Genomic DNA, 13,448 nt, shown 5'->3' on the forward strand with positions numbered 1-13,448 from the left:
TCAAAAAAAGTGCAAGTAAAAACTTGCACTTTTTCTAATTCCCCCACTGGGATGGGTTTTTCCGCCATTCCATTAATTTATCCCAATCTTTTTGTTCAATATAGCCTTTTTCACTAGCAACATCAACAAGCGTAGAAAAATCAGTTAAAAAATAAGCTGTTACATCCGCATTACTTAATTGTTGGCGACCATTTTCAAGCTCATATGTAAAGATCGATACAACCCCCAATACTTCACAACCCGCTTCTCTTAATGCTTGTACAGCAGTAATCACACTTCCACCTGTAGAAATTAAATCTTCTACTACTACCACTTTTTGGCCTAGTTCCGCTTTTCCTTCAATTTGATTTCCTTTTCCATGTCCTTTAGCCTTCGAACGAACATAGCACATTGGTAAATCTAATACATCACTAATCCAAGCAGCATGCGGAATTCCAGCCGTTGCAGTCCCTGCTACCAATTCTGTACCGGGAAATTGTTCATTAATTAAATGGGCTAAGCCTTTAGCAATCTTTTTTCTAATTTCTGGATAGGATAAAGTCAAACGATTATCACAATAAATAGGAGACTTGATTCCTGATGCCCACGTAAATGGTTCATTCGGTCTCAAAGTAACAGCTTTTATCTCTAGTAAACTTTCTGCAATTTCTTTTTTCATTCCCTCAAACACCTTCCCATGCTCTAATAAACTTTCGGTAACTCCCAATTGGATCGCCTGATCTTGTTATCGATCGGCCGACAACCATATATGAAACTCCTGCTGCTCTTGCTAATTCGGGAGTTGCCACCCGCTTTTGATCACCAACCGCATCATCTTTTAGACGAATTCCAGGAGTCACTGTTAAAAATTCATTTCCAATTGTTTCACGAATCATACTGACTTCATGGGATGAACATACTACTCCATCAAGACCGGACTTGTTTGCAAGTGTTGCATAATGTAAAACAGATTCCTGAAGAGGAACGCCTATTAGTTGCTCGCGTTTCATCTGTTCCTCAGATGTACTGGTTAATTGGGTAACAGCAATACATAAAGGTCGCTTAGCTCCCCCTGATACACCAGCTTCTAACCCTTCCAATGCTGCTTCCATCATTTCTTGCCCACCAGCAGCATGCACATTTACAAGGTCACAGCCAAGACTAGCTAACCCTTTCATGGCACTATTCACAGTGTTGGGAATATCATGCAATTTTAAATCAAGGAAGATTCCATGACCCTTCTCCTTAATCTCATAAATAATTGATGGTCCTTCTTGATAAAAAAGTTCCATTCCGACTTTAACAAACAGCTTTTCTTCATTAAATGTATTTAAAAATTTCAATACTTCATATTTGGAAGGAAAATCAAGAGCAATTATGACCGAACTTTGCATTTTATTTCCAGCTCCTTCCTGTACATTGTGAGATATGGTCAAATCCAAGTTTATCTAATAGCTCGGGAAGTTCTTTAATAATGGTTGGACACACAAATGGGTCGACAAAATTTGCAGTCCCGACAGCAACAGCACTAGCACCTGCATAGAAATATTCAATCACATCTTCAGCATTTTGAATTCCACCCATACCGATGATTGGGATATTTACTCTTTGACTCACTTCATGGATCATGCGAATCGCAACTGGTTTAACAGCAGGACCTGATAATCCACCAGTTTTATTAGCAATAACCGGCTTGGCATTTTTAATGTCAAGTCTCATTCCAACGAGGGTATTAATCATTGTAATCCCATCCGCTCCACCTGCTTCAACAGCCTTTGCCATTTCGACTATGTCGGTAACGTTTGGTGAAAGTTTAACATAAACAGGAACTTCAGAAACAGCTTTCACTTTTTCGGTTAACCCTTTTGCTACCTCTGGAACCGTTCCAAAGGTAATACCGCCTTTTTTTACATTCGGACATGAAATGTTTAATTCAAGCGCCTGTACATTCGGTGCTTTTGAAATTTCTTTTGCTACTTCTACATAATCCTCGTCCGTTGTTCCGGCAACATTGGCGATAATCGGAACATCATATTGCTCTAACCACGGTAGCTCCTCAGCTAACACCTGTTTTAATCCCGGATTTTGCAAGCCAATCGCGTTTAGCATTCCTGCAGGAGTTTCTGCAACTCGCGGTGTCGGATTTCCAAACCGCGGCTCCACTGTTGTCGCTTTAATCATAATTGCTCCAAGTTCACTTAAATCATATAACTGTCCAAATTCACGTCCAAACCCAAAGCAACCTGAAGCAGGCATAATCGGATTTTTAAGATTTAGTCCAGGCAACTTTACATCTAGCATACTCATAGTACAACCTCCCCTGCCCGAAATACAGGACCGTCACTGCAAACCTTTTTATATGTGTGACCGGTTTGATCATCAGCTGTATGACACACACATGCAAAACAAGCACCTATTCCACAGCCCATTCTTTCTTCTAAGGATAGAAAAACTTTTTTGTGAGCGTAATTCGTTTCAATGGCTTTAAGCATTGGTGTTGGACCACAGGAATAAAGAGTATCAAAGTCTAATCCTTTATCAGCAATCACATCTGTGACAAACCCCTTTGTACCATAGGAACCATCTGCAGTAGCGATATAGGTTTCCCCTAACTCTGCGAACTCTCTTTCATAAAAAACAGCTGATTTTGTTTGGAACCCTAAAACATGGATAACGTTAACTCCTTTTTTTACAAGCTGGCGAGACAATTCATATAGAGGCGGAACCCCAATTCCCCCACCAACCAATAGTGCCGTTTCACTAGCATCTGTCTCTTCTAACGGGAATCCATGTCCGAGAGGACCTAGAATATCGATTTGATCCCCTGCGTTTTTTTGAGCCAACATACTTGTCCCATGACCTTCAGCTCGATAAATCATCGTAAATTTTTGTTGATCTTTATCTATTTTTGCAATTGATATTGGACGGCGTAAAAGAGGATCCATACCGCTTGACACTTTAATATGGACAAACTGACCTGGTTCATTCATTTGCAAGGCAAGCTCACCTTTTAAGGTGAGCTCAAAAATGGAATCTGCAATTTGATTTTGGGAAACAACCGTACAGAGATCTTTTTTTATCATGATAGTACGGCCTCCCCTGTTACATTTGGTTGTTCCATCGCTTCAGTTGAAAAGTTCATAGATTCAATGACTCGCAAAATCGCTGCAGCGGTATCCAACGATGTTAGACATGGTACACCATTTTCAACAGCTTCACGGCGAATTCTGAAACCATCTCGTTCTGGCTGTTTTCCTTTGGAGAACGTATTAATAACAAATTGCGCTTCTCCGTTCCGGATAACATCTAAAAGATTTGGACCATCTGTGCCGATCTTACCGACAACACTTACTGGAATTCCAGCTTCTTGTATATATGTTGCTGTTCCTTTTGTAGCCATTAAGCGATAACCAATTGCGGAGAATCGCTTGGCAAGTTGAAGGGCCTCTTCTTTATCTTTATCTGAAACAGTAAGTAATACCGTGCCAAAGCTTTGAATTTGAATCCCTGATGCTACTAAGGCTTTATAGAGTGCTTTTTCGACTGTATAATCTTTCCCCATCACTTCACCAGTTGATTTCATTTCTGGTCCTAGTGAAATATCAACATTTCGAAGCTTAGCAAAAGAAAATACCGGTGCTTTTACATAGACGCCAGCTTGTTCTGGAGCGAGCCCTGTTTTGAACCCCTGTTCCTTTAATGATTGCCCTAAAATGGCTTTCGTAGCAACCTTTGCCATAGGTATGTTTGTAATTTTACTTAAAAATGGTACGGTACGGCTTGAACGTGGGTTAACTTCAAGGACATACACTTCATTGTTACTAATTACATATTGAATATTTAAGAGTCCAATAATGTTTAACCCTTTTGCTAATTTCTCCGTATACGTAATTAGCTTTTGTTTGATCTCATCAGATAAGCTTTGTGGCGGATAAACAGCGATCGAGTCACCTGAGTGTACACCAGCACGTTCAATATGCTCCATGATCCCAGGGATTACAACGTCCGTTCCATCACAAATCGCATCTACTTCAATTTCTTTACCCGTTAAATATCGGTCAATCAGTACAGGATGTTCCGGATTAATTTTGACTGCATTCGTCATATAATGAAGCAATTCGTCTTGCTTGTGAACAATTTCCATAGCTCTCCCACCTAGTACATAAGATGGACGCACAAGTACTGGATATCCAATATCATCAGCAATTTTTAAGGCTTCTTCAACAGATAAGGCTGTCTTTCCTTTTGGCATTGGGACATCCATTTCAACTAATGCCTGTTCAAATTTATCACGATCTTCTGCTCGATCTAAATCTTCTAAAGATGTACCTAAAATTTTCACGCCTCTTTCAACAAGACCTGCTGCAAGGTTTATCGCTGTTTGCCCTCCAAATTGAACGACGACACCAAAAGGTTTTTCCAATTCAACAATATGCATTACTTCTTCTAATGTCAGTGGTTCAAAATAAAGTTTATCTGAAATACTGAAATCGGTTGATACTGTTTCAGGGTTATTGTTGATAATAATCGCTTCATAACCTGCTTCTTTAATTGCCCATACGGAATGGACAGTTGCATAGTCAAACTCGACCCCTTGACCGATACGGATAGGACCAGAGCCTAATACGATCACACTTTCTCGATCTGTCACAATCGATTCAGTTTCATCTTCATACGTACCATAGAAATATGGGGTATTTGATTCAAACTCTGCCGCACAAGTGTCAACCATTTTATATGTAGGGATAATCCCTTCTTTTAATCGCCAATCATAAACTTCTTTTTCTGTCGTATTCCATATTTTAGCCATTGCTACATCTGAGAAACCCTTTTTCTTTGCTATTTTAGCCCATTCAAGATCAAATGGATGCTGTGCTAAATCATTTTCAAGTTTGATGATCCCTTCCATTTTATAAAGGAAAAAGCGATCAATTTGACTCCATTCGTGAATTTGTTCAAAGCCAATGCCTCGTCTCATAGCTTCTGCTATAATAAATAAACGTTCATCATCGGCGTTGCGAATCCGCTTTTCAATTGTTTCATCACTGAACGCTTCACCATTTAGCAGTTCAAAATGGTGTGTATTGCTTTCCAATGATCGGATTGCTTTTAACAGTGATTCTTCAAAAGTACGGCCAATCGCCATAATCTCTCCAGTCGCTTTCATTTGTGTTCCTAATAAACGGTTCGCAGATTCAAATTTATCAAAAGGAAAACGTGGGATTTTTGTTACGATATAATCAACAACTGGTTCGGTGCTTGCATACGTTTTTTCAGTAACAGGGTTCATCATTTCATCTAATGTTAAACCAACAGCAATTTTGGCTGCCAATTTAGCGATCGGGTAACCTGTTGCTTTAGATGCAAGAGCAGATGAACGACTAACACGTGGATTTACCTCAATGACATAATAATCATAGCTGTATGGATCAAGGGCTAGTTGAACATTACAGCCCCCTTCAATTTCAAGAGCACGAATAATTTTTAGTGATGCATTGCGAAGAAGTTGATATTCACGGTCACTAAGTGTTTGTGTAGGTGCAACTACGATGGAATCACCGGTGTGAATCCCCACTGGATCCACGTTTTCCATGCTGCAGACAACGATCGCATTATCATTTGAATCCCGCATTACCTCGTATTCAATTTCTTTAAAACCCGCAATGCTTTTTTCTAATAAACATTGTGTGACCGGGCTGTACTTTAATCCACTAGCGACAATTTCAATTAATTCTTCTTCATTATTACAAATTCCGCCGCCTGTTCCCCCAAGTGTAAATGCAGGACGAACAATGACCGGATACCCCACTTCTTCAACAAATGCATAGGCTTCATCAAGATTATGAATAATTTCACTTTCTGGAACCGGTTCATTTAATTCATTCATAAGGTTTCTGAATAAATCCCTGTCCTCGGCTTTTTGAATAGCTGAGAGCTTTGTTCCAAGAATTTCTACACCACATTCATCAAGAATACCAGAATTAGCTAATTCAACTGCCATGTTTAAGCCTGTTTGACCACCCAATGTTGGTAACAGAGCATCTGGTCTTTCCTTCCGAATGATTTGAGATACAAACTCTAGTGTTAATGGTTCAATATAGACTTTATCGGCAATTTCCGTATCTGTCATAATGGTAGCCGGGTTTGAATTAATAAGAATAACACGGTAGCCTTCTTCCTTTAACGAAATACATGCTTGAGTGCCGGCATAGTCAAACTCCGCTGCTTGCCCGATTACAATTGGTCCTGATCCAATTACTAAAATGCTATTAATATCATTACGCTTTGGCATGAGTTGTTTCCCCCTGTTTAGCAATTTCGATCATTTCTATAAATTGATGGAATAAAGAAACCGCATCCTCAGATCCTGGTGAGGCTTCTGGATGGAATTGAACAGAAAAAGCGTTAAAATCTTTATGTTTTAAACCCTCAACCGTTCCATCATTTAAAGCAATATGTGTGATTTCTAATCTTGTATTTGTTATTGAATCTGCATCCACTAGAAATCCGTGATTTTGTGAAGTAAATAAAACTTTTCCAGTTAATAAGTCTTTCGTAGGATGACTAGAGCCACGATGACCAAATTTCATTTTAATTGTCTCTGCACCACAAGCAAGCGCAAAAAGTTGATGACCTAATCCAATCCCAAATAACGGAACTTTCCCAACAACCTCTTTAATCATTTGAATTCCTTCTGTGACGTCTTTCGGATTTCCTGGTCCGTTTGTTAACAGGATTCCATCTGGATTTAATTGAAGGATTTCATTTGCACTCGTATCATAAGGAACAACGACGACATCACAACCACGCTCATTCAATTCTCTTAAGATACCGTGCTTCATCCCAAAATCTACCACAATAATTCTTCTGCCTCGTCCAGGACTTGGGTAAGCCGTTTTTGTAGATACTTGCTTTACTTGTTCATGACGAATCTCTGTTGCGCGAATCCTTTCTAGTACATCCTGATCTTTTTCATTAAAATGACAAATGATTCCTTTTAATGTCCCGTGATCGCGGATGATTCTTGTTAACTTTCGTGTATCAATTCCCGCTATTCCTGGAATATTTTTCATTTTACAATATTCATCCAATGTCATCTCACTGCGCCAGTTGGAGGGAAAATCTGTAGCTTCTTTTACAATCAACCCATTGATTGCTGGTGTAATTGATTCAAAATCATCCCGGTTTATGCCATAATTACCTACTAATGGATAGGTTAACACTACAATCTGGCCACAATAAGTTGGGTCTGACAAGATTTCTTGATAACCTGTCATACCTGAATGAAATACTACCTCTCCAAATGCTGTTGATTCACTTCCAAATGTTTCCCCTACAAATACCGTTCCATTTTCTAAAATGAGCTTTTTCTTCATCTTATTCACGTCCCTTTTCCCAAGCTATGACCCCATCTACAATGGTTACTACTGGCCAACCTTTACAATTCCAACCTGCAAATGGAGTGTTTCTACCTTTCGATAAGAAAGTTTCCGGATTAATCGTCTTTTCAAGATTTAAATCAAGTAAAACAACATCCGCGGGGAACCCTTCTTCCAACTTTCCTAAGTTTAATCCGAATGTTTCTGCTGGTTTTTTGGCCATAAGCTCAATTAACTGTTCTAATGTTAAAATGCCTTTTTCAACAAAGTGAGTATATAAAAGAGGAAATGCTGTTTCTAAACCAACGATTCCAAATGGGGCTAGCACCATTCCTTCTGCTTTTTCTTCACTCGTATGTGGCGCGTGATCTGTAGCAATAAAGTCGATCGTACCATCTAAAAGTCCTTGTATTAAGGCTTCACGATCTAAAGAGCTACGTAAAGGAGGATTCATCTTATAGTTCGTATCTAACCCAGGAATATCTTCATCGCATAGTATTAAGTGATGAGGAGTTACTTCAGCTGTCACATTAATTCCAGCGCGTTTTGCATCTCTTACTGTACGAACGGATTCTTTTGTACTTATGTGACAAACATGATAATGACAATTAGCTGCCTCTGCCAAAAGCACATCTCTCGCAATATGGACTGATTCACAAACGGATGGAATGCCATTAATTCCATGGCTTTCGGAAAACGAACCTTCATGAACAGAACCTTTATTAATTAAGCTATTGTCTTCACAGTGAGCGACAATTGGTAAACCAACCTCAGCAGCCTTTTTCATCGCTTCTAACATCATTCCCGCTGATTGGACTCCAACCCCATCATCTGTTAAAGCAAATGCTCCAGCTTCTTTTAAATCTACAAAGTTTGTTAACTCTTGACCTGCTTCTCTGACCGTAATTGATCCATATGGTAAGACTTTAACTGAAGCTGTTTCTTTAATTCGATTATTTAACCATTGCAATTGTTCCTTGGAATCCGGGACAGGTCTCGTATTTGGCATAGCAGCAACTGTTGTAAATCCACCTTTTGCTGCAGAAAGAGTACCGCTTTCAATGGTTTCTTTCTTTTCACCACCTGGTTCTCGCAAATGAACATGAAGATCAATGAAACCTGGAGCAACGACTAGAGATTTTGCATCAATCATTTTCTCTGCCTCAATATGTGAAAGGTCTCTACCAATTTCTTTAATTAAACCGTCTACAATATACAAATCTCCTTGCACCCATTCTTCATTAATAAGCAACTGGCCATTTTTTATGAGTATTGACATGGTTGATTCCCCCTTTTTGATTTCCTAGTGCCCGTTTAATAACGGCCATTCGTACGAAAACTCCATTTTCCATTTGTTTAAAAATTCTTGATCTTTTGCATTCTACTAATTCATCCGCAATTTCGACATTTCGATTTACAGGAGCCGGATGCATAATAATACTGTTTGGTTTCATGCGTTTTTCTCTATCAATGGTTAAACCGTATTCTTTGTGATAATTTCCCTCAACCGCATTGCCATTATTGTCATGTCTTTCGTGTTGGATTCGAAGTAGCATAACAACATCAGATGTTTCAATAGCAGAGTCAATATTTTCATAACTTCCATTTTCGAGAAGAGAGTCATCAAACCACATTTGTGGTCCTGAAAAAACTACCTTTGCCCCTAATCTTGTTAGAACATCAGCATTTGACCGAGCTACACGGCTATGTGTGATATCGCCGATAATGGCTACTTTAAGTCCTTCAAAACGACCGAATTCTTTTTTGATGGTTAGTAAATCCAGCAGGGATTGGGTAGGATGATGACCACACCCATCCCCTGCATTGATAATCGGGATCCCAACCCTGCCCACTAGCTCATTAAAATAATTATCCATTTGATGTCTAATGACAACTGCGTTTACACCAATAGATTCAAGTGTGCGTACGGTATCATACAACGTTTCCCCTTTTAAAACACTTGAAGTACCGGCCTCAAATGGAATTACCTCTAAACCAAGTTTTCTTTCGGCTACTTCGAAACTAGATTTTGTTCGTGTACTTGGCTCAAAAAATAAATTAGATATAAACATTTGCTCTCCTGGAGTCCATTGTTTACCTTTCGAAAAATCATCAGCATCTTTAAGAATAGCCGTGATTTCACTAATTGATAATGAAGTGGTCGATAATAAATGGTTCATGAACTCATCCCCTTTGTTATGTTTAATCTAATTGCGTTTCAAAAATATCGTCTTCAATTTTTTCCTTCCCAGGTAAAACTAAGTTTAGAACAACCCCAGCGATTGCAGCAAAAGCCATTCCTTGAAGTTGGATGGACCAAACTTGGATAAAAGCTCCACCTATTCCCAAAACTAAGATTACAGAGGCAATGGCCAAGTTGCGATTTTTACTAAAGTCCACTTTATTATCAATTAACATTCGTAATCCCGAGGAAGCGATGATCCCAAATAATAGAATGGAGACGCCCCCCATTACCGGTTGTGGAATTGTATTTATTAAAGCAGTCATCTTTCCAATAAACCCTAAAATCAGTGCAAAAACTGCAGCTCCTAAAATGATATATACACTGTAAACCTTTGTGATTGCCAATACGCCAATATTTTCACCATATGTGGTCTTTGGTGGTCCCCCGATTATTGCTGATATCATTGTACCTAAACCATCTCCAAGAATGGAACGATGCAAACCAGGCTCTTTAATGTAATCTTTACCTACTACTTTACTTAATACCAGTTGATGTCCAATATGTTCAGAAATCGTAACGATTGAAATCGGAATCATTAAAAGCATGATATCTGTAGATATTGTGACCTCATAATCAACAAATGGAACCACAAACTCAGGCCATTCGAACCAACTTGCTTGTAATACTGGAGTAAAATTTACAATTCCAATGATGACAGAGTAGATATAGCCGACGATAATTCCAGCTAATATTGAAACTTGACCTAAAAACCCTTTCGAGAATACTGAAAATAAGATGGTAGCAATCAGTGTTACAATTCCTGCTGAAAAATAGGCTAAATCATATTCACCCTTTGGATTATTCATAGCCATTCCTACCGCTGTTGGTGCTAGTGCGAGTCCGATTACCATAATGACTGGACCTACGACGATAGGCGGCAATAATTTCATAATCCATTGATAGCCAGAAACTTTTATGACAAAAGCTACTATGATATAAACGATTCCGATCATGAAGCAGCCAATCATAGCCCCTCCCGTTCCTTCAGCTGCTGTTGCGGCTATGATGGGTGCGATAAATGCAAATGAAGATCCTAAATATGCAGGTACTTGCCATTTTGTAAAGATGAGAAACAAGATCGTGGCAATTCCACTTGAAATGAGCGCTACTGCTGGACTTAATCCTACTAATACTGGTACTAACACCGTTGCACCGAACATGGCAAATAAGTGCTGGAAGCTTAAAGTCAGCCATTGAAATGGAGACGGTATGTCTTTAATGTCTAAAACTGGTTGTTGTTTACTCAAGATGTTTTCCTCCAAAGCTGTTTAAATAATGTAATTCATTACTTTTCATGTATACTTACTTGGTCGCTTGAATCAACTTCACTTAATTCAACGACGATCTTTTCAGAACTTGATGTTGGTATATTTTTCCCAACATAATCAGCCCTAATTGGCAGCTCCCTATGACCTCTATCCACTAAAACAGCTAATTGAATGGCACTTGGGCGACCGCTATCTATAATTGCATCTAGCGCTGCTCTAACTGTCCTACCTGTATAAAGGACATCATCGACTAAAATGACTGTTTGATCTTGAATATTTTGCTCAATATGCAACCCTTTTACAAGTGGTTCTTGATTGACCGTTTTAACGGATAAATCATCACGATATAAAGTGATATCTAAATCTCCTACCGGAACGCTCTTTCCTTCAATTTGCTTAATTCTTTCAGCAAGTCGATTGGCAATATAAATGCCCCTCGTGCGAATTCCCACTAAAAGTAAATGATCGATTCCTTTATTCTTTTCAATAATTTCATGAGCAATTCTTGTTAGAGCTCTCCGGATTGCTTGTTCATCTAATACAATTGCCTTTTGTGGCATTGTTCTACACCCTTTCTACTGTCTCCTTATTCTTATCTTAGTATGGCTTTATTTCGAAAAATAAAAAACCCTCTTACCAGGAGGCAAGAGGGCACACGAATCCATAAACTAATATCATTTAAAGAAGTATCTCGTACTTTTAAATGATAAATCCGTCTCCTTCTCAGCCTCACGGGACTGATTTAAAGGACTTATTCAGTTAAGTAAATCTTAATGTACATGGAGATCTTTGTCAATGATTATTTTTCACTTTTGCCAGAATCTCTTCAAACTCAGTTGGCAATGGTGCTTCGAATTCTAAGTATTCTTCTGTTGAAGGATGAGTAAAACCAAGAATCGCTGCATGCAGTGCTTGACCATTAATTTCTAAAGTTTTACGTGGACCATATTTTGGATCTCCCACTAAAGGATAGCCTATATATTTCATATGGACACGAATTTGATGAGTACGTCCTGTTTCTAAACGACATTCAACAAATGTATAGTCATTAAAACGCTCGATCACATGAAAATGGGTGACTGCATGTTTCCCATTCTCGACTACAGCCATGCTCTGACGATCCTTTTGATCCCTGCCAATAGGAGCATCTATCGTTCCATAATCATGACTGATATTTCCATGAACGAGGGCTTTATATTTTCTCATTACGGTTTTATTAACAAGTTGGTTCACTAAGTGTTCATGTGCCTTATCATTTTTGGCAACCATTAATAACCCTGATGTATCTTTATCAATTCGATGGACGATTCCCGGTCTTAATACACCATTAATCCCTGATAAATCTTTACAATGGGCCATTAATCCATTAACTAACGTGCCTGTTACATGGCCAGCGGCCGGATGAACAACCATGCCTTTTGGTTTGTTAACAACAATCACATCGGAATCCTCATAATAAATATCTAAATCCATCTCCTCAGGAATAACATCAAGCACTTCAGGAGCTGGAATCATAATTCGGATCGCATCATTAACATTACACTTATAATTTGTTTTAACAGGTTGATCATTAACGAGGACTTGCCCTTCTTTAATCCATTGCTGGACTTGTGTTCTTGACCATTCTGAATTTAGGTTCGTTATTACCTTATCAATTCGCTGAGCTGACTCCTGCTCAAGAACCGTGTGTTCCACTATCTGCATTTACTTTCTCCTTTTCCTTTTTCTCTTCTCGAAACATATGTATAATTAATAATGCTACACCAATTACAAGGGACGAATCAGCAATATTAAAAATAGGAAAATTATAACCAAATGGGTATGTATGAATAAAATCAACGACTTCCTGGCGTAATACTCGATCAATAAAATTTCCAATAGCACCACCTAGCATTAACGATAAGGCCCATTTAAATAAAGCTCCCTCATCTTTTGACTTTTGCATATAAAAGATAATCCCAATTATAACGATTACTGTAATAATATAGAAAAACCACATTTGTCCTTCTAAAATGCCCCAAGCTGCACCACGATTACGATGGGATGTAAAATACAAAAAACCTTCGATAATGGGTATGCTTTCCCCTAGTTCCATATGCTTTATAACCAACCATTTTGTCAATTGATCAAAAACAATAATCAGTATTGCGATAAAATAGTAAAACACAAAGGCACCCTCCAATTAATAACAATAGAGTAATAATTCTCCCTTTGCATTTTAGCATACTACTTTCGAAAACGACAGTCTTTATATTGTTGTTTGATTCATTATAAATTGAAGAGTTTTACAGTCCTCCATTGATTTTAAAGTGGGGACAACCAATAGAAGTTCGCTTGGAATTAACTCACCAGATATTTCACAAGTACCATATGTTCCTTTTTCAAGTTTCATAAGCGCTGTTTCAACATCTTGTAACTCCTCTTCAATAAACGGTTTTACTATTGGTGAGCAAGAGTGAATTTTTTCGATTAATTCTTGTCTCGTTTTACGGAGTTCTGAATAGATTTCAATATATTGTTGATCCATATCGTTACCTCCGTTCATTTTTTGTTTCCTTTTATCATACCCACTGATTT

13 protein-coding genes are annotated in these 13,448 nt (G+C 38.4%); all 13 read right to left on the minus strand.

The window, feature by feature from the left end; all coding sequences use genetic code 11:
- Positions 1 to 34 precede the first annotated feature (34 nt).
- Positions 35 to 658 (minus strand): orotate phosphoribosyltransferase, encoded by a 624-nt coding sequence (gene pyrE, locus R4Z10_RS13800; protein WP_338469877.1) that lies wholly within the window; start codon positions 656 to 658, stop codon positions 35 to 37.
- A 4-nt stretch (positions 659 to 662) separates the two neighbouring features.
- Positions 663 to 1,373 carry an orotidine-5'-phosphate decarboxylase gene (gene pyrF, locus R4Z10_RS13805; protein ID WP_338469878.1) on the minus strand — a complete coding sequence of 237 codons (711 nt, stop codon included), beginning with the start codon at positions 1,371 to 1,373 and terminating at the stop codon, positions 663 to 665.
- Position 1,374: 1 nt separating this feature from the next.
- Positions 1,375 to 2,286, minus strand: coding sequence for a dihydroorotate dehydrogenase (locus R4Z10_RS13810; RefSeq protein ID WP_338469879.1), 912 nt, complete (start codon positions 2,284 to 2,286; stop codon positions 1,375 to 1,377).
- Positions 2,283 to 3,062 carry a dihydroorotate dehydrogenase electron transfer subunit gene (locus R4Z10_RS13815; RefSeq protein WP_338469880.1) on the minus strand — a complete coding sequence of 260 codons (780 nt, stop codon included), beginning with the start codon at positions 3,060 to 3,062 and terminating at the stop codon, positions 2,283 to 2,285. The genes R4Z10_RS13810 and R4Z10_RS13815 overlap by 4 nt, the downstream gene beginning before the upstream one ends.
- On the minus strand, positions 3,059 to 6,271 hold the full coding sequence (gene carB / locus R4Z10_RS13820; protein ID WP_338469881.1) for a carbamoyl-phosphate synthase large subunit: 3,213 nt from the start codon (positions 6,269 to 6,271) through the stop codon (positions 3,059 to 3,061). The genes R4Z10_RS13815 and carB overlap by 4 nt, the downstream gene beginning before the upstream one ends.
- Positions 6,258 to 7,355: a carbamoyl phosphate synthase small subunit gene (locus R4Z10_RS13825; RefSeq protein WP_338469882.1), complete on the minus strand. Its 1,098-nt coding sequence runs from the start codon at positions 7,353 to 7,355 to the stop codon at positions 6,258 to 6,260. The genes carB and R4Z10_RS13825 overlap by 14 nt, the downstream gene beginning before the upstream one ends.
- A 1-nt stretch (position 7,356) precedes the next feature.
- Positions 7,357 to 8,637 (minus strand): dihydroorotase, encoded by a 1,281-nt coding sequence (locus tag R4Z10_RS13830; RefSeq protein ID WP_338469883.1) that lies wholly within the window; start codon positions 8,635 to 8,637, stop codon positions 7,357 to 7,359.
- Positions 8,600 to 9,538 carry an aspartate carbamoyltransferase catalytic subunit gene (locus tag R4Z10_RS13835; RefSeq protein WP_338469884.1) on the minus strand — a complete coding sequence of 313 codons (939 nt, stop codon included), beginning with the start codon at positions 9,536 to 9,538 and terminating at the stop codon, positions 8,600 to 8,602. Before R4Z10_RS13835 ends, R4Z10_RS13830 begins: the two co-directional genes overlap by 38 nt.
- A gap of 22 nt (positions 9,539 to 9,560) precedes the next feature.
- Positions 9,561 to 10,850, minus strand: coding sequence for a solute carrier family 23 protein (locus tag R4Z10_RS13840; RefSeq protein WP_338469885.1), 1,290 nt, complete (start codon positions 10,848 to 10,850; stop codon positions 9,561 to 9,563).
- A gap of 38 nt (positions 10,851 to 10,888) precedes the next feature.
- Positions 10,889 to 11,431: a bifunctional pyr operon transcriptional regulator/uracil phosphoribosyltransferase PyrR gene (gene pyrR / locus R4Z10_RS13845; RefSeq protein ID WP_338469886.1), complete on the minus strand. Its 543-nt coding sequence runs from the start codon at positions 11,429 to 11,431 to the stop codon at positions 10,889 to 10,891.
- 232 nt (positions 11,432 to 11,663) lie between these two features.
- On the minus strand, positions 11,664 to 12,575 hold the full coding sequence (locus tag R4Z10_RS13850; RefSeq protein ID WP_338469887.1) for an RluA family pseudouridine synthase: 912 nt from the start codon (positions 12,573 to 12,575) through the stop codon (positions 11,664 to 11,666).
- On the minus strand, positions 12,547 to 13,038 hold the full coding sequence (lspA, locus tag R4Z10_RS13855) for a signal peptidase II (protein WP_338469888.1): 492 nt from the start codon (positions 13,036 to 13,038) through the stop codon (positions 12,547 to 12,549). Before lspA ends, R4Z10_RS13850 begins: the two co-directional genes overlap by 29 nt.
- A gap of 81 nt (positions 13,039 to 13,119) precedes the next feature.
- Positions 13,120 to 13,398, minus strand: a complete 279-nt coding sequence (locus tag R4Z10_RS13860) for a hypothetical protein (protein ID WP_338469889.1) — start codon at positions 13,396 to 13,398, stop codon at positions 13,120 to 13,122.
- Positions 13,399 to 13,448: the final 50 nt, after the last annotated feature.

Source organism: Niallia sp. XMNu-256 (assembly GCF_036670015.1).
Taxonomy (GTDB): Bacteria; Bacillota; Bacilli; order Bacillales; family Cytobacillaceae; genus Bacillus_BD.

Bases quoted from the DNA above. Each gene is read 5' to 3' on its own strand.
- pyrE (WP_338469877.1), bottom strand. From the start codon at position 658: ATGAAAAAAGAAATTGCAGAAAGTTTACTAGAGATAAAAGCTGTTACT.
- pyrF (WP_338469878.1), bottom strand. From the start codon at position 1,373: ATGCAAAGTTCGGTCATAATTGCTCTTGATTTTCCTTCCAAATATGAA.
- R4Z10_RS13810 (WP_338469879.1), bottom strand. From the start codon at position 2,286: ATGAGTATGCTAGATGTAAAGTTGCCTGGACTAAATCTTAAAAATCCG.
- R4Z10_RS13815 (WP_338469880.1), bottom strand. From the start codon at position 3,062: ATGATAAAAAAAGATCTCTGTACGGTTGTTTCCCAAAATCAAATTGCA.
- carB (WP_338469881.1), bottom strand. From the start codon at position 6,271: ATGCCAAAGCGTAATGATATTAATAGCATTTTAGTAATTGGATCAGGA.
- R4Z10_RS13825 (WP_338469882.1), bottom strand. From the start codon at position 7,355: ATGAAGAAAAAGCTCATTTTAGAAAATGGAACGGTATTTGTAGGGGAA.
- R4Z10_RS13830 (WP_338469883.1), bottom strand. From the start codon at position 8,637: ATGTCAATACTCATAAAAAATGGCCAGTTGCTTATTAATGAAGAATGG.
- R4Z10_RS13835 (WP_338469884.1), bottom strand. From the start codon at position 9,538: ATGAACCATTTATTATCGACCACTTCATTATCAATTAGTGAAATCACG.
- pyrR (WP_338469886.1), bottom strand. From the start codon at position 11,431: ATGCCACAAAAGGCAATTGTATTAGATGAACAAGCAATCCGGAGAGCT.
- R4Z10_RS13850 (WP_338469887.1), bottom strand. From the start codon at position 12,575: ATGCAGATAGTGGAACACACGGTTCTTGAGCAGGAGTCAGCTCAGCGA.
- R4Z10_RS13860 (WP_338469889.1), bottom strand. From the start codon at position 13,398: ATGGATCAACAATATATTGAAATCTATTCAGAACTCCGTAAAACGAGA.